Consider the following 15,590-nt stretch of genomic DNA (forward strand, 5'->3'; position numbering starts at 1 on the left):
GGGCGCCCCCACAAAGACCGCGTCAGTTCGTAAGGCCGTGTCAGATCCCGCCGCCCGCCAGCAGTTGCGTCATGACCTCGGCCAACGCCTTGACCATCACATCCGCCGTCGGCCGGTGGACGATGACGATTTCATAGCTGTCGACCTCCGGTAGCCCCTGCCCGGCCCCCAGCACCCGGTGCTCACCCGTGGCCGCCCTTGGTGGCAGCAGGCTGATGCCCATGCCATCGGCAACTGCCGCCTGGATACCGCTGAGGCTGGAACTGGTGAAACTGATGCGCCAGCGCCGGCCCATGCTTTCGATAGCGTTGATCATGTCCTCGCGGTACAAGCCGCGCGGCGGGAAGGTAACCAGCGGGATCGGGTCCAGCTCAAAGGCGGGGGTGCGCGCACTGTCGATCCATTGCAGGCGCTCGGGCCAGCAAGCCACGCCCTCCCGGGTGTTGCGCCGCTGCTTGAGCAGCACCAGGTCGAGTTCACCGTTGTCGTAGGCCTGGCTGAGGTCGCGGCACAGGCCGCTGGTTACTTCCAGTTTCACTTGCGGGTGCAGCCGGCTGAACGCCGACAGCGCATTGGTGGTGCGCCCGCCAACGAAGTCCTCGGGCACGCCCAGGCGTACAGTGGTGCCAACCATCGCCCCGGCCAGGGCTTCGAGCATCTGGTCATTCAGCGCCAGCATGTGCCGCGCGTAGCCGAGCAAGGTCTGCCCGGCGTCGGTCGGTAGCACATCGCGGTTACCCCGCACCAACAGGCGATGGCCGACCATGTCTTCCAGGCGGCGTACCTTCTGGCTGATGGTCGACTGGGTCGAGTGCAGGCGCGCCGCCGCCGTGGTGAAGCTACCGCAATCGGCCACCACCACAATGGCGCGTAGCAGGTCGAGGTCGAACAGGGCTCTATTCGATTTCACGCTGATGGACATCTTGGTATTCAACTACTGAATGGCAAGACTGCGTTCTATCACGGCTAGTCGCCAAGGGCCACACCTTCACGCCGAGGGTCGGCGCCACCGGACCAGCCATCGCCGCTGCGCTGGATGATCTGCATGCCACTGGTCATGGTCATCGGCGTGACCTCATGGCCCCAGGCTGCCAATTGGCGGATCAGCGACGGGCTGGCCAGCCCGGCTTCCACTTCGGTGCCGGCATTGCGGCTGCCGAAGTTGGGCAGGCCGGCCGCCTGCTGCGGGTCGAGCTGCCAATCCAGCAAGCCGATCAGCGCCTTGTTCACGTAGCCAATGATCTGCGAGCCCCCTGGCGAACCAAGGCTGGCCACAAACTCGCCAGAGGCTCGCGAAAACACCAGCGTCGGCGCCATCGCTGACAGTGGCCGCTTGCCCGGCTGCACCCGATTGGCCACAGGCTTGCCGTGCTCCCGGGGGATGAACGAGAAGTCCGTCAGATGGTTGTTGAGCAGGAAGCCCTTGACCATCAGGTGCGAACCGAACGCGGCCTCCACCGAGGTGGTCATGGCCAGTGCCTGACCATTGTCATCCACTGCGCTGAGGTGCGAAGTGGAAATGCGCAAAGGCGAGCGATCGGGTGCCAGGGCCAGGTCGGCGCCTTGCGGCTGGCCAGGGCGAGCGCGCTTCATGCTGTGCTCGCCGATCTGCGCTGCTCGGCGGGCCAGGTAGGCGGGGTCGGTCAGGGCCTTGACCGGGACCGGCACGTAATCGCTGTCGGCCAGGTACTGCGCGCGGTCGGCGTAGGCCAGGCGCTCGGCCTCGGCGATCAGGTGCACGGCCAGCGGCGGTGCCTCCAGGCCTGCCAGGGATGCGCTCGCCAGCGGCCGCAGCGCCGCCAGGTCGCGTTGTGGCGTGGCGCGCTGCACGGCTTCAAGCATGCCCAGCGTCTGCAATACCGTCACCCCACCCGACGATGGCGGCGGCATGCCGCAGATACGCCAGGCTTTGTAGGTGCCGCACACCGGCTCGCGCTCTTTGGCGGTGTACTGCTCAAGGTCCTGCAACGACAGGTAACCGGCATTGGTATGGCTGCGCACCTTGGCCACGATGGCCCCGGCGATTTCACCGGTGTAGAACGCCTGGGGCCCGTGCGCGGCAATCTGCTCGAACGTTTGCGCAAGTTCGGGGTTGCGCAACCTCGTGCCCACGGGCAGCGGCTTGCCGTTTTTATCCAGGAAGTAGCGCGCCATGGCTGGTGACCGGGCGATATACGGGTCGCCCGCCACCAGGGTGTGGAGGCGTTCGGAAACGGGGAAACCGTTACGTGCCAACGCGATGGCCGGGGCAAAGAGTTGCTGCCAAGGCAGCTTGCCGTGCTGCTCGTGAGCCAGTTTCAGCGCGCGCAGTACCCCCGGCACACCCACTGAGCGCCCGCCGATCTGCGCCGACCTGAACGGCATCGGTGATCCATTGGCTTGCAAGAACAGTTGTTCCGTTACCTGCGCCGGGGCTGCCTCGCGGCCGTCGAAAGCCTGAACACGTTTGCCGTCCCAGTAGAGGATAAAAGCCCCACCACCGATGCCGCTGGATTGCGGCTCTACCAAGGTCAGCACCATTTGCATGGCGATGGCCGCGTCGATGGCGCTGCCACCGTCACGCAGCATCGCCCGCCCCGCTTCGGTGGCCAGCGGGTTGGCAGCGGCGGCCATATGCCGGCTGGCGTGCACCGGCTGCAGGCCAGAGCGGTAACCGGAGGCCAGTTCGGGTGGCGCGGGCAACACTTGCTCGGCACAGGCCCACCCACTCGCGATCCCCAGGCACAGCGCGCTCATCAGCGGTGTGGAGAACTTCATCGTTTTGCTTCCTGCTTTGTCTATTCAGCAGACCACTGTCGGTCATGCGCAAACTTAACTTCAAGACTTTGTGCGTTTTTTCTAGGATGCAGGCAGGTCAATCAGGAGCCACCCCATGTGTAGATCACTCACAACCATGCTGTTCGCCCTGCTCACCAGCCTTGCCGCCCACGCCGAGAACACCACCATGGACAACCGCCTGCACAACGCCGCCCGCCAGGACGACGTGCGCACCCTGCAACAGTTGCTGGCAGAAGGGGCCCGGCTGGAAAGCCGTGATGAGCAAGGGCGCACTGCCCTGCTGGTGGCCACCCACGGCAACCAGGTGGCGGCGGCGCAAGCACTGATCCAGGCCGGTGCCGACGTGAACGCCAAAGACAATATCGATGACAGCCCTTATCTGTATGCCGGCGCCCGAGGCCTGAACGATATCCTGCGGCTGACCCTGAGCCACGGTGCCAACCTCAGGAGCACCAACCGCTACGGGGGGACTGCGTTGATCCCGGCGGCCGAGCGTGGGCATGTCGAGACCGTGCAGATGCTGATCGATGCCGGGGTGGACGTGAACCACCTGAACCGCCTGCACTGGACCGCGCTTATGGAGGCAGTGATCCTGGGGGATGGCGGACCGCGGCATGTGGAGATTGTGCGCCGGCTGCTGGCGGCGGGGGCGGACCGGCAGATTGCCGACAAGGATGGGGTCACCGCGCTGGAGCACGCGCGCCAGCGAGGGTATCGGGAGATGGAGGCGTTGCTGGCCCAGTAGGCAAGGTTTGCATGACACGGGCTTCGCCCGTGATCGCCGGCAAGCCACACATTGGCCGCATCGTATTCAAGTCATGTGCAGTGCCTGTGGGACCTGGCTTGCCGGCGATGGGGCCAGGCCAGGCAGCACAGAACCTCAGCCCACTTCTTCGTACGGCAGCCCCACATAGTTCTCGGCAATGTTCAGCAAGCCCGCCGGGGAGTTCAGGAAGTACTCGCGGTCAGCCTCCTGCATCTTCTGGTCCCAGGCATCCTTATGGCTACCGAAGTCATGCAGCAGCTGGGTCATGAACCAGCTGAAACGCTCGCCTTTCCATACCCGGCGCAGGGCCAGCGGCGAATATTGCTGAAGCAGGTCGGTACGACCTTCGCGGTACACCTTGACCAGAATGCGGTAGAGATAGTTGACGTCCGAGGCTGCCAGGTTCAGGCCTTTGGCACCGGTGGGTGGGACGATGTGCGCAGCGTCACCCACCAGGAACAGGTGGCCATACTGCATGGGTTCGACCACCAGGCTGCGCAGCGGCGCAATGCTTTTTTCCAGCGCTGGGCCAGTCACCAGATCGGCCGCTACTTCAGCGGGCAAGCGGGCTTTGAGTTCGTCCCAGAAACGCTCGTCAGACCACGCCTCGACGCGGTCCTGCAAAGGTACCTGCAGGTAGTAGCGGCTGCGTGTCTGCGAACGTTGGCTGCACAACGCGAAGCCTCGTTCGTGGTGGGCATAGATCAGCTCGTGATTGACCGGCGGTGTGTCCGACAGCAGGCCCAGCCAGCCAAATGGATAAACCCGCTCGTACTGCTTCAGCACGCCCTCGGGGATGCTCTGTCGCGAAACGCCATGGAAGCCGTCACAGCCAGCGATATAGTCGCAGTCCACCCGGTGCACGCGGCCATCTTTTTCGAAGGTCAGATACGGCTTCTCGCCCTTAAGCTCATGCGGCTGGACATTGCCGGCGGAATAGATGATCGGTGCACCTGTGGCTTCACGGGCCTGCATCAGGTCACGGGTGACTTCGGTCTGGCCGTACACCATCACCGTCTTGCCACCCGTCAGGGCTTTGAGATCCAGGCGTTGACGGCGCCCGCCAACCAGCAGCTCGACACCTTCGTGCACAAGGCCTTCACGATCCATACGCTCGGCTACACCTGCTTCGCGCAGCAGATCGACCGTGCCTTGCTCCAGCACACCGGCGCGGATGCGGCCAAGTACATACTCGGGCGTCTGGCGCTCTACGATGACGTTATCGATACCGGCCTTGTGCAGCAGTTGGCCCAGCAGCAGGCCAGATGGGCCTGCGCCAATAATTGCAACCTGAGTTTTCATTGTTGTTGTCTCTGTTCGGACGATGCCGGCCCTGGACTGGCAGTGGGGCGGCATCTGCTGTTAGGGTTTGCCCCTGCATTTTTACTGGCAAAAAATGCCCATTAAGTGTGCTATTCCATGAATAACCTGCACTTTTACAAAAATCGTTCGATTAACGGACAGGCTTGCCCGCATGAAATCCACCCTCCCCGGCGTCCCGTTGTTCAAGCTGTATGGTGAAAACACGGCCTGGCCCGGCACCGACCTGCTGCACTGCGAGTCCATCCCGGCGCGTAGCCGTTTGCACCACTGGGAAATCAAGCCGCATCAGCATGCCGAACTGTTCCAGCTCCTTTACGTACAGCGCGGCCAGGCCCAGGTTGAGGTCGAAGGCGTGCGCAGTGCCCTCGGCGAGGCGGCGATCCAGGTGGTGCCGCCGATGACCGTGCATGGCTTTCGCTTCAGTGCCGATATCCAGGGGTATGTGCTGACCTTTGGCACCGCACTGGTGGCGAACCTGGAACAGCGCCTGGGCGCGCCCCTGACGGTGCTTGCGAAACCGGCGTGTTACCCGCTGGGCCAGGACCGCGTGCACCTGCGCAGCCTGATCAGCACCTTGCAGCAGGAATACCAGGGCAATGCCCCCGCGCGGGCGGCCATGCTCGAAGCGCTGGTGACCGCGCTGATGGTGTGGATCACCCGCCGCCAGCAGCTGGGGCAAGCGCCGCGAAATCGGGATGAGCGTGACCGCCAGTTGTTGGGGCAGTACCTGCGACTGGTCGAAGCGCATTACCGCGAGCACCTGTCGATGGAGGACTTCGCCGCGCGGCTGAATATTCCGAGCCTGCAACTGAACCAGTTGTGCCGGGCGCTGAGTGGGCAGACTGCGCTGCAGGTGCTGCACCAGCGTTTGTTGCTGGAGGCGCGGCGCAACCTGATTTACACGCGGATGAGTATCGGGCAGCTGTCGGACAGCCTGGGGTTCACCGACCCGACGTACTTTGCCCGGTGGTTCAAGCGCTTGAGTGGGCAGACGCCCAATGGCTATCGTCGGGCGGTGCAGCCGGAATGAAATGTGGTTACCTGCACCGGCAACACGCATCTTCAGCCCCTGCTTGACGTATACGTCAACCTGCAGTCAGGATAACCGCATACCCCACGCCGAGCCCCAGCATGAGCACCCAGACCTACAGCATCTCCGACCTGTCCCGCGAGCTGGACATCACCACCCGTGCCATCCGTTTCTATGAGGAGCAGGGCCTGCTGAGCCCCGAACGCCGAGGCCTGGAACGTATCTACACGGCGCGCGACAAGGTCAGCCTGAAGCTCATCCTGCGCGGCAAGCGCATCGGCTTTTCGCTGGCCGAGTGCCGCGAGCTTATCGAGCTGTACGACCCCACCAGCGGCAACCTCAAACAGCTCAACAGCATGCTGGCGAAAATCGCCGAACGGCGCGCCCAGCTGGAACAGCAGATGCTCGACATCCACCAGATGCAGCTGGAACTGGACACCGCCCAGGAGCGCTGTGAACAAGCCCTGGCCGCCACCCTGAACAACAAAGACAACCGCTGAACGCCACAGGAAACCCGCCATGCCCTTGCCCAAAGAAGTCCGTCTGGTCGAAGTAGGCCCCCGCGACGGTTTGCAGAACGAAGCCCAGCCCATCAGCGTTGCCGACAAAGTGCGCCTGGTAGACGACCTCACCGCAGCGGGCCTGGCCTACATCGAGGTGGGGAGTTTCGTCTCGCCCAAGTGGGTGCCACAGATGGCCGGTTCCGCCGAGGTGTTCGCCGGTATCCAGCAGCGCCCCGGTGTGACGTATGCGGCGCTGGCGCCAAACCTGCGCGGCTTCGAGGACGCGCTGGCTGCAGGGGTGAAGGAAGTGGCGGTGTTCGCAGCTGCCTCTGAAGCGTTCTCGCAGCGCAACATCAACTGCTCGATCAGCGACAGCCTCAAGCGCTTCGAACCGATCATGAATGCCGCGCGCAGCCATGGCGTACGCGTGCGCGGCTATGTGTCGTGCGTACTCGGCTGCCCCTATGAAGGCAAGGTCAGCGCCGAACAGGTGGCCCCGGTGGCCCGCGCCCTGCATGACATGGGCTGTTACGAGGTCTCGCTGGGCGACACCATTGGTACAGGTACCGCCGGCGATACCCGGCGCCTCTTCGAGGTGGTTTCGGCCCTGGTACCGCGCGAGCAACTGGCCGGGCACTTCCATGATACCTATGGCCAGGCATTGGCCAACGTCTATGCCAGCCTCCTCGAAGGTATCAATGTGTTCGACAGCTCGGTGGCCGGGCTGGGTGGCTGCCCTTATGCCAAAGGCGCTACCGGCAACATCGCCACGGAAGATGTGGTGTACCTGCTCCAGGGGCTGGGCATTGCTACCGGTATCGACCTGGACCGGCTGATTGCCGCCGGCCAACGCATCAGCGATGTGCTCGGCCGCGGCAATGGGTCGCGGGTAGCGCGGGCGCGCAACGCGCAGTAAGTCATACGGGTGTCACATACGTGTGGGTGAAGTGTTACCGGCCCCACGTTTCACAGCAAAAAATCGGGTAACAGGGAAACAAATCGACAGAATCTCAGGCTGGCTGGCTGGGACCAAAATCGTTAAGCGCCTGTTTTTAAAGGATTTTAAAAAGTTGGCACGCACCCTGCTATATCTTTCGTACAAGAACAAAAAAAATGTGACACCCAATAAAAACAACAGGTAACGGCTCTGACATAACAAGAACAACACGGCAGAGGCGTAGCAAGCAGATCTTTTTGGAGTCGACACGCTTTTCAGGGGTACGCCCCGCGGTCTGGCACAGAACAATAAAACTACCTCAAGGTAGCTACAGCCAGGTTCGGATCAATGATGAAAGCAGGTCAGCGCTCAAAAAAATACGTTTGCTCTTGACCCCGCATGGGGGTCGCTCGCAACACCAAGGCAGGCTGACAAAAACAACAAAAAGCCGGTCTCAATAATAAGAAAAGAGCAAGCAGCAACGCTTTGGGGGGAGCTTAGGCTCCCCTTAGTGCTTCCTGCCCTCCTCCTCTTCCTGCTTTTCCTCACTCTGACCTTCGACCTTCTCTACCAGCAACGGCATCGTCCCCAGCACCAGCAGGGCCAGTACCGTGCTGATCAGCGCCGTGGCTTCGCGGCCCATCCCGGCAGCCGTGCCGATAGCAGCAGTCATCCATAGCCCTGCAGCGGTCGTCAGGCCTTTCACATGGCTGGGGTCCTTGCCGTTACCTTTGAGGATGGTACCCGCACCCAGAAAGCCGATACCGGCAACGATACCCTGGATTACCCTGCTTAGCGCCTGTTCGTCAGCCCCGGCCGTGCTAGGCGCCAGCACAAACAGGGCCGCACCCAGCGAGACCAGCATGTGGGTGCGCACCCCGGCAGACTTGCCTTTGTGTTCACGTTCAAAGCCCAACACAGCGCCAAGTACGGCTGCCATCAGCAGGCGCACGAGAATGCGCGTGACTTCGCGCTCATCGGTAACATCGGCGAATTCAGCCTGGATTGCTTGCCAGATGACGTCCATTACAGTTGCCCCCTGCTGAGCTTTGTTTGGCCAGCGCCGGCCTATGCAAGGGTTGACCGCTGTACACAGGGCAAAGTGCCGCTCAGCCTGTTGATGCAGCAACCAGCCCCTCACTGTGGTCCACCCTGTAACCACCAGCAGGAGCACCACACCATGCCCATTGAAATCGACGAAGCCACCCAGCGCTGCACCTTGATCGGCGAAGACCTGCGCATCGAGGGTGATGGCCCCGATGTCGAAATCATCACCGACGAACAACTGCACATGTCGGTGGCCTTGCTCGCAGGCCAACGCGTGCCCATCACCGAAGCCGAGGCCGATGCACTGACCGTGGTGGGTGCGGTGGATAGCCGCAGGCACCTGAAGGCCAGTGTGCCAGGCTCGGTGATCTAAGGCCTGGCGGGGCCAACCGGGTAATCTGATACGGTTTTTATCGCAAAATCTGAGCCTGTGCTGATAACAGCCTCAGGGCCATAGTGCTCATGCCTGATCGAGGCCTGATGAGCACCGAACCATGAATAACAGAATCCCTTTTACAGAGATCGCCGCCGCCCCAGCCAGCCAACAACCGCGACGCATCGACAGCGGCATTCACACCCGCAGCTTTGCCGGGCTGTACCGTAGCCTGCGCATTGGTTTTGCCGGGGCCCTGTTCGTGCTGTTTTTTGGCACCGCCTGGCTGAACTGGAACGGCCGCCAAGCCGTGCTGTGGGACTTGGGTGAAAGCAAATTCCACATCTTTGGCGCCACCTTCTGGCCACAGGATTTCATCCTGCTGTCGGCGCTGCTGATCATTTGCGCCTTCGGCCTGTTTGCCATCACCGTGTACGCCGGCCGCGTGTGGTGCGGCTACAGCTGCCCACAAAGCACCTGGACCTGGCTGTTCATGTGGTGCGAAAAGGTCATAGAAGGTGACCGCAACCAGCGCATCAAGCTTGCCGCCGCGCCCTGGAGCCTGAACAAACTGGCGCGCCGCACCCTGAAACACAGCCTGTGGCTGGCCATCGGTGTAGTCACCGGGCTGACCTTTGTCGGCTACTTCACGCCAATCCGCCCACTGGCCGCAGAGCTGTTCACGTTGCAACTGGGCGGCGTGGCGCTGTTCTGGGTACTGTTCTTCACCGCTGCCACCTACATAAACGCAGGCCTGCTGCGCGAAGCGGTGTGCCTGCACATGTGCCCGTATGCGCGCTTCCAGGCTGTGATGTTCGACAAGGACACCCTGGCGGTTGCCTATGACCCGCGCCGTGGTGAAGCCCGTGGCCCGCGCAAGAAAGGCAGTGACGTTGGCGCGCAAGGCCTGGGCGACTGCATCGACTGCACGCTATGCGTGCAAGTGTGCCCTACCGGCATCGATATCCGCGATGGTTTGCAAATGGCCTGTATCGGATGCGCGGCGTGCATCGACGCCTGCGACGGGGTGATGGACAAGATGGGTTACGCCCGCGGCTTGATCGGTTACAAGTCCGAACACAGTTTGCAGGGCGGCGCCACCCACTGGCTGCGCCCGCGCCTGCTGGGCTACGTCGCTGCGCTCGGGGTGATGATCGCAGCACTGGTGGTGGCCTTGCAGATGCGCCCGATGGTTTCGCTGGATGTGATCAAGGACCGCGGCCTGTTCCGGGAAAACGCCCAGGGCCAGATCGAGAACATCTACCTGCTCAAGGTCATCAACAAGACCGAGCGCACCCAGCACTATGCGCTGCGCCTGCTGGACGCTGACGGTTTCACCTTGCAGGGCACCACCGCATTGGTGATCCCGGCCGGCGAAATGAGCGAACTGCCGGTATCGGTCGCGATGCTGGCCGAGCGCCCGGCCAGCAGCTCGCAAACGCTGAGCTTCGAAATCAGCGAGCGCGACGACCCAGCCATTCGCAGCGTGGCCCAAAGCCGCTTCGTCGCACCGATGAACCGCTGATCCCTTACACTGACTCCACCTTGCCTGCCAGGCTTCGACAGAAGGCCAGAATGAAACGCTACGAACGCTTCGCCGACGACATTGCCGAACTGATCCGCTCCGGGGTCCTGGGCCCCGGCCAACGCGTGCCTTCGGTACGCTACGCCAGCCAGACCCACGGGGTCAGCCCGTCCACCGTGTTCCAGGCCTACTACCTGCTGGAGCGGCGCGGGCTGATCCGTGCCCGGCCGCGCTCGGGTTATTTCGTCAACGCCCACGCCCCGCGCCAGTTCAGCGAGCCGCAGGCATTGCAGCCGGTCAGTGAGTCGACGGACGTGGACGTCAGCGGCCTGGTGTTCTCGATCCTCGACTCGATCAAGGACCCCAACACCATACCGTTCGGCTCAGCCTTCCCCAGCCCCGAACTGTTTCCGCTGCAGCGCCTGTCGCGCTCGCTGGCCAGCGCCAGCCGCAGCATGGACCCACGCATGGTGGTGACCGACCTGTCGCCCGGCAACCCGCAGCTGCGCCGGCAGATTGCCCTGCGCTACATGGTCGGTGGGCTGATGCTGCCGATGGAAGAGCTGCTGATCACCAACGGTGCACTGGAAGCCTTGAACCTGTGCCTGCAGGCAGTTACCCAACCGGGCGACCTGGTGGCCATCGAGGCCCCCGCCTTCTATGCCTGCCTGCAAGTGCTGGAGCGGCTCAAGCTCAAGGCTGTGGAAATCCCCGTGCACCCGCGCGAAGGTATGGACCTGGGGGTACTGGCACAGACGCTGGAAAAGCACCCGGTAAAGGCCGTGTGGTGCATGACCAATTTCCAGAACCCGGTAGGCGCCAGCATGCCGGAGGCCAAGAAGCAGGCGCTGGTGGAACTGCTGGCGCGTCACCAGGTGCCGTTGATCGAAGACGACGTGTACGCCGAGCTGTACTACTCGCAGCAGGCGCCCAAACCGGCCAAGGCCTTCGACACCCAAGGCCTGGTCATGCACTGCGGCTCGTTCGCCAAAAGCCTGGCACCCGGTTACCGCATCGGCTGGGTGGCGGCCGGGCGCTTTGCGCAGAAGATCGAGCGGCTGAAACTGATGACTTCGCTGTGTGCCTCGATGCCGGCCCAGGCAGCGATAGCCGACTACCTGCAACACGGTGGCTATGACCGCCACCTGCGCAAACTACGCTACGCCCTTGAAGGCCAGCAGGCCAACATGCTGGCCGCCATCGCCCGCCACTTCCCGGCGCAGACACGGGTCAGCCAGCCCTCGGGTGGCTACTTCCTGTGGTTGGAACTGCCCGAGCAGATGGATGCCCTCAAGCTGTTCCACATGGCCCTGGCCCAGGGCATCAGCATCGCCCCGGGGCCGATCTTTTCGCCCACCCGCCGCTTCGGCAACTGCATCCGCCTCAACTACGGCAGCCCCTGGCATGACGGTGCCGAACGGGCCATGGAGACGCTCGGGCGAATCATTCGCTCGTTCTGATCGCTACAAGCCTGAAGGGCGACTATAGTTGCCCGATCCGTTCATGGGGCTTGGGTCATGCAGCCAGATTCGCGTCCATCGATCACCCAACTGCAGGCGCGCGTCGCAGAACTTGAAGCATGCCTGGCAGAACGCGAAGACAGCGCCCATGCACACAACAAGCTGCTCGGTGAACTGCTCGACAACAGCCTCGCCAACGTGTTTGCCGCCGACCGCAAGATGCGTCTGGTGGCCATCAACCGAACGGCTCGCGAAACCTTCCAGCGCCACCGCGGCTTCTTGCCGCAGATCGGCGATTACGTCCCGCAGTTCCTGACCAATCAGCCCGATATCATGAACCGGTTGGCCCCGGTTTGGCCGCGTGTGCTGGCCGGCGAAGCGTTCGTCGATACCGTCACCTTCGGTCCGCCTGATGCGCCGCGCCATTACGAAATCCGCTACCACCCGTTGCGCGATGCGCAGCAGCGGATCCAGGGCGGATACATGTTTGCCTATGACATCACCGAGCGCATCGCCGAACAGCAACGCCTGCACCAGGCCGAGGAGGCTCTGCGCCAGTCGCAGAAAATGGAAGCGGTCGGTCAGTTGACCGGCGGCATCGCCCACGACTTCAACAACCTGCTGGGCAGCCTGCTCGGCGCAGTGGAAATGGCCGAACAGCGCCTGGACCAACAACGCCATGCCGACACCGCCCGCATGCTCGAACTCTGCCGCAGTACTGCCTTGCGCGCCGCTGCGCTGGTAAAGCGCCTGCTGGCCTTCTCGCGCCAGCAGACGCTGTTGCCGCAACCGGTTGACGTGCAATGCCTGGTAGCGGGCATGCAAGACCTGATCGTCAGCTCTATAGGCCAGCACATTGACTTTCACGACCGAACACTGGCCGGGCAATGGTCAATTCACGTCGACCCGCAGCAGCTGGAAAATGCTCTGCTGAACCTGTGCATCAATGCCCGCGATGCCATGCCCCTGGGCGGTACGCTCAGCATCGCTTGTGCAAACAGCGACCTCGCCGTAGCTGAGGCCGGTCACTTGGGCCTGCCTGCGGGGCGGTACTTGCACATTCGCGTTGCCGATACCGGCATGGGTATGTCCAGCACGGTGCGCCAGCGCGCCCTGGACCCTTTCTTCACCACCAAGCCACTCGGTCAAGGTACCGGCTTGGGGTTATCCATGGTCTATGGCTTTGTCCGCCAGTCCGGCGGGCAGTTGCAGATCGAAAGCGTGCCCGGGCAAGGCACCTGCGTTCACCTGTACTTCCCTCTCGAGGAAAGCATCGCTGCCTGCAGCCAGCCTGTGCCACTCACCACCGGCGTCGAGCTTTCTGCCCCCCGCGTGCAGCGAATCATGCTGGTGGAAGACCAGCCAGCCATGCGCCTTGTGCTTGTCGAAGTACTGACTGAACTGGGCCATGAAGTACAGGCTTTCGACCGTGGCCGCCCGGCGCTTGAGGCTATGCATGCGGGCGTACCTCCGGACTTGCTGATCACGAATGTCGGCCTGCCCGGTGGAATCGACGGATATCAGCTGGCAGAAGCGTTTCAAACGCTTGTGGCCAAAGCGCCCGTTCTGCTGCTTACCGGCTATGACACTGCCGACATCCCGATCAGTGGCCGCCCGGACAGGCGCACCGAGGTGCTGTGCAAACCGTTCAACCTGCAGAGCCTTGGCCAGCGAATTGACCGCCTGCTGGGGATTGCCCCGCCGCAACGTTGACCGCCTATCCGCCTGCGGGTGAACACGTTAAAGTCTGCGCATCCTTTTTCGTCGGACGTCGGCATGCCATTCCGCGACCCGCTCACACTGCGTCAACAAGTCGAAGCCCTGCAACGGCGCAATGCGCTGCTGGAAGCACAGCTCGCCAGCTATCAAGACCAGGATCAGGACTTTTACCGGTCGTTGTTCGACACCATGGACGAAGGCTTTTGCATCATCGAGTTCTTTGACGGCCCACATGGCCCGCTGAGTGACTATGTGCATGTGCTAGCCAATGCGGCCTATGCCAAGCACGCCGGCATCCCCGACGTGGCCGGGCAGAAACTGCGCGAAATGGTGCCTGATGAGGCCGATGACTGGGTGGCCCGCTATGGCGCTGTGCTTCGCACAGGGGAACCGCTGCACTTCGAGCAGGAGCTGGTCGCCACCGGCCATGTGCTGTCGGTGACCACGTTTCGCGTAGAGCCTGCAGAGAAACGCCAGGTAGCCGTGCTGTTCAAGGATGTCACCGAACGCCGGCGTGCAGAGCAGGCCCTGCAGCGCCTCAACGAAGAACTGGAACAACGGGTAAATGCCGCACTGGCGGAGCGACGCTTGTTTGCCGAATTGGTCGATCACAGCGTGGTCAATGTGCATGTGGTGGACAAGGGCCTGCGCTGGCTGGCTGTGAACCGCCAGGCCAAGCATGACTTCCACCTGCTGTACGGAAGGACACCGGAAATCGGCGACTACCTGCCCGGGCTGTTTGAAGACGGAGGCGCTGGCCAGACACCTATTCTGCCAATGTGGCAGCGCGCCCTGGCTGGCGAGCAGTTCATCGAAACTGGCACCTTCGGCAAGCCTCCCATGCTGCGCCATTACGAATTGCGCTTCAACGCCTTGCGCGACTCAAAAGGCGAGATACAAGGCGCGTTTCTGTTTGCTTATGACATCAGTGAACGGGTGCAAGAGCAGGAACGCCTGACCAAGGCCGAAGAAGCGCTGCGTCAGGCACAGAAGATGGAGGCCGTAGGCCAGCTCAGTGGCGGCATTGCCCACGACTTCAATAATCTGCTGGGCGTCATCCTTGGCGCCCAGGAACTGATGCGGCAACGCCTGGACCAGTCTCGCTTCGACGCCCTGGAACCCTTGCTGGAGCTGTCCAGCGGCTCGGCGCAGCGGGCCTCTTCGCTGGTGCACCGGCTGCTGGCGTTCTCTCGCCAGCAAACTCTGCAACCCTGCTCCACACAAGTGGCCACGTTGGTTGCCGGCATGGAGGACCTTCTGCGGCGCACCATCGGCCCTGCCATTAGCCTGAGCAGCCGTTTCGCCAGCCAGCTGTGGCCGACCTTCATCGACCCGCCTCAACTGGAAAGCGCCCTGCTCAACATCTGCATCAACGCCCGCGATGCCATGCCTGCGGATGGTGTGATCGAGATCATTGGCGATAACCTGGTGCTTGACGACGAGCAGGCCCTGGCAGGGGGGCTGCCAGGCGGCGAGTATGTGCGGCTGAGTATCGTCGACAACGGCAAGGGCATGTCGGCTGAAGTGGCCGAGCGCGCAGTCGACCCTTTCTTCACCACCAAACCGATGGGCCAGGGAACCGGGCTGGGTCTGTCCATGACCTACGGCTTCGTGCGTCAGTCGGGTGGGCAATTACGCGTGCTGTCGGTGCTTGGCGAAGGCACCCGCATCGAGCTGCTGCTGCCCCGCCACGACGAGCAACCCAAGGCCCCTGCCGGTAAACCGCAGCGCACGCCTTTGCAAAGAAGCAGCACGGCTGCGAAGCGCATTCTGTTGATCGAAGACCAGACCGCCTTGCGCCTGGTGGTGGGCGAAGTGCTGGAAGAGCTGGGCTATCGGGTGGACGCCTTCGAGAATGGCCCGACCGCCCTCGCCCACCTGCAAAGCGGCGAGCGGCCAGACCTGCTGCTGAGCGATATCGGGCTGCCGGGTGGCCTAAATGGCCGCCAGGTGGCCGAGCGCTGCCGTGTGCGCTACCCAGACCTCAAGGTGCTGTTCATCACCGGTTACGATGAGAGCGCGGCGCTCAGCGACGGCCAGCTGTTGCAGGGTAGCTCGGTGCTGACCAAGCCGTTTGAACTGGACACACTCGCCGAGCGGGTACGTGAGCTGCTGGGGGATTGACGGGC

The 15,590-nt window shown here is 62.8% G+C and carries 13 protein-coding genes; 9 read left to right on the forward strand and 4 right to left on the reverse strand.

What is annotated here, in order from left to right; all coding sequences use genetic code 11:
- Positions 1-40: 40 nt before the first annotated feature.
- Both SB765_RS03210 and ggt read right to left on the reverse strand, forming a co-directional pair.
- Complete coding sequence (locus SB765_RS03210; RefSeq protein WP_016487399.1) at positions 41-922, reverse strand: LysR substrate-binding domain-containing protein; 882 nt, start codon at positions 920-922, stop codon at positions 41-43.
- 44 nt (positions 923-966) lie between these two features.
- Positions 967-2,757: a gamma-glutamyltransferase gene (ggt, locus tag SB765_RS03215; protein ID WP_410930924.1), complete on the reverse strand. Its 1,791-nt coding sequence runs from the start codon at positions 2,755-2,757 to the stop codon at positions 967-969.
- A 115-nt stretch (positions 2,758-2,872) separates the two neighbouring features.
- Here ggt and SB765_RS03220 point away from each other — a divergent pair, with 115 nt between their 5' ends.
- The gene (locus SB765_RS03220) at positions 2,873-3,523 is read left to right on the forward strand and encodes an ankyrin repeat domain-containing protein (protein ID WP_341798682.1); all 651 of its coding nucleotides are present in this window, start codon (positions 2,873-2,875) and stop codon (positions 3,521-3,523) included.
- A gap of 135 nt (positions 3,524-3,658) precedes the next feature.
- Here SB765_RS03220 and pobA read toward each other — a convergent pair whose 3' ends face one another.
- Positions 3,659-4,846 (reverse strand): 4-hydroxybenzoate 3-monooxygenase, encoded by a 1,188-nt coding sequence (gene pobA / locus SB765_RS03225; protein ID WP_341798681.1) that lies wholly within the window; start codon positions 4,844-4,846, stop codon positions 3,659-3,661.
- 172 nt (positions 4,847-5,018) lie between these two features.
- Here pobA and SB765_RS03230 point away from each other — a divergent pair, with 172 nt between their 5' ends.
- The 3 genes from SB765_RS03230 to SB765_RS03240 all read left to right on the forward strand — a co-directional run bounded on the left by SB765_RS03230 (position 5,019) and on the right by SB765_RS03240 (position 7,316).
- Positions 5,019-5,897 carry a helix-turn-helix domain-containing protein gene (locus SB765_RS03230; protein ID WP_341798680.1) on the forward strand — a complete coding sequence of 293 codons (879 nt, stop codon included), beginning with the start codon at positions 5,019-5,021 and terminating at the stop codon, positions 5,895-5,897.
- A gap of 101 nt (positions 5,898-5,998) precedes the next feature.
- Positions 5,999-6,397, forward strand: coding sequence for a MerR family transcriptional regulator (locus tag SB765_RS03235; protein ID WP_016487404.1), 399 nt, complete (start codon positions 5,999-6,001; stop codon positions 6,395-6,397).
- A gap of 19 nt (positions 6,398-6,416) precedes the next feature.
- The gene (locus SB765_RS03240; protein ID WP_341798679.1) at positions 6,417-7,316 is read left to right on the forward strand and encodes a hydroxymethylglutaryl-CoA lyase; all 900 of its coding nucleotides are present in this window, start codon (positions 6,417-6,419) and stop codon (positions 7,314-7,316) included.
- 529 nt (positions 7,317-7,845) lie between these two features.
- On the opposite strand, the gene SB765_RS03245 is transcribed toward SB765_RS03240, so the two are convergent.
- Positions 7,846-8,364, reverse strand: coding sequence for an MgtC/SapB family protein (locus SB765_RS03245; RefSeq protein ID WP_410930925.1), 519 nt, complete (start codon positions 8,362-8,364; stop codon positions 7,846-7,848).
- Positions 8,365-8,517: 153 nt separating this feature from the next.
- Between SB765_RS03245 and SB765_RS03250 the strand changes: the two genes are divergently transcribed.
- From SB765_RS03250 to SB765_RS03270, 5 genes are all read left to right on the forward strand, one after another.
- Complete coding sequence (locus tag SB765_RS03250) at positions 8,518-8,757, forward strand: DUF3203 family protein (protein ID WP_341798677.1); 240 nt, start codon at positions 8,518-8,520, stop codon at positions 8,755-8,757.
- A 121-nt stretch (positions 8,758-8,878) separates the two neighbouring features.
- Positions 8,879-10,282, forward strand: a complete 1,404-nt coding sequence (gene ccoG, locus SB765_RS03255; RefSeq protein ID WP_410930926.1) for a cytochrome c oxidase accessory protein CcoG — start codon at positions 8,879-8,881, stop codon at positions 10,280-10,282.
- 50 nt (positions 10,283-10,332) lie between these two features.
- Positions 10,333-11,742, forward strand: a complete 1,410-nt coding sequence (mapR, locus tag SB765_RS03260) for a GntR family transcriptional regulator MpaR (RefSeq protein WP_016499368.1) — start codon at positions 10,333-10,335, stop codon at positions 11,740-11,742.
- Positions 11,743-11,799: 57 nt separating this feature from the next.
- Positions 11,800-13,455: a PAS domain-containing sensor histidine kinase gene (locus SB765_RS03265; RefSeq protein ID WP_341798676.1), complete on the forward strand. Its 1,656-nt coding sequence runs from the start codon at positions 11,800-11,802 to the stop codon at positions 13,453-13,455.
- 63 nt (positions 13,456-13,518) lie between these two features.
- Entirely contained in the window at positions 13,519-15,585 is a 2,067-nt protein-coding gene (locus tag SB765_RS03270) for a PAS domain-containing protein (RefSeq protein WP_410910332.1), read from the forward strand.
- The last annotated feature ends 5 nt before the right edge of the window (positions 15,586-15,590 follow it).

Source organism: Pseudomonas sp. SIMBA_067 (assembly GCF_046534675.1).
Lineage (GTDB): Bacteria > Pseudomonadota > Gammaproteobacteria > Pseudomonadales > Pseudomonadaceae > Aquipseudomonas > Aquipseudomonas putida.

Bases quoted from the DNA above. Each gene is read 5' to 3' on its own strand.
- SB765_RS03210 (WP_016487399.1), bottom strand. From the start codon at position 922: ATGTCCATCAGCGTGAAATCGAATAGAGCCCTGTTCGACCTCGACCTG.
- ggt (WP_410930924.1), bottom strand. From the start codon at position 2,757: ATGAAGTTCTCCACACCGCTGATGAGCGCGCTGTGCCTGGGGATCGCG.
- SB765_RS03220 (WP_341798682.1), top strand. From the start codon at position 2,873: ATGTGTAGATCACTCACAACCATGCTGTTCGCCCTGCTCACCAGCCTT.
- pobA (WP_341798681.1), bottom strand. From the start codon at position 4,846: ATGAAAACTCAGGTTGCAATTATTGGCGCAGGCCCATCTGGCCTGCTG.
- SB765_RS03230 (WP_341798680.1), top strand. From the start codon at position 5,019: ATGAAATCCACCCTCCCCGGCGTCCCGTTGTTCAAGCTGTATGGTGAA.
- SB765_RS03235 (WP_016487404.1), top strand. From the start codon at position 5,999: ATGAGCACCCAGACCTACAGCATCTCCGACCTGTCCCGCGAGCTGGAC.
- SB765_RS03240 (WP_341798679.1), top strand. From the start codon at position 6,417: ATGCCCTTGCCCAAAGAAGTCCGTCTGGTCGAAGTAGGCCCCCGCGAC.
- SB765_RS03245 (WP_410930925.1), bottom strand. From the start codon at position 8,364: ATGGACGTCATCTGGCAAGCAATCCAGGCTGAATTCGCCGATGTTACC.
- SB765_RS03250 (WP_341798677.1), top strand. From the start codon at position 8,518: ATGCCCATTGAAATCGACGAAGCCACCCAGCGCTGCACCTTGATCGGC.
- ccoG (WP_410930926.1), top strand. From the start codon at position 8,879: ATGAATAACAGAATCCCTTTTACAGAGATCGCCGCCGCCCCAGCCAGC.
- mapR (WP_016499368.1), top strand. From the start codon at position 10,333: ATGAAACGCTACGAACGCTTCGCCGACGACATTGCCGAACTGATCCGC.
- SB765_RS03265 (WP_341798676.1), top strand. From the start codon at position 11,800: ATGCAGCCAGATTCGCGTCCATCGATCACCCAACTGCAGGCGCGCGTC.
- SB765_RS03270 (WP_410910332.1), top strand. From the start codon at position 13,519: ATGCCATTCCGCGACCCGCTCACACTGCGTCAACAAGTCGAAGCCCTG.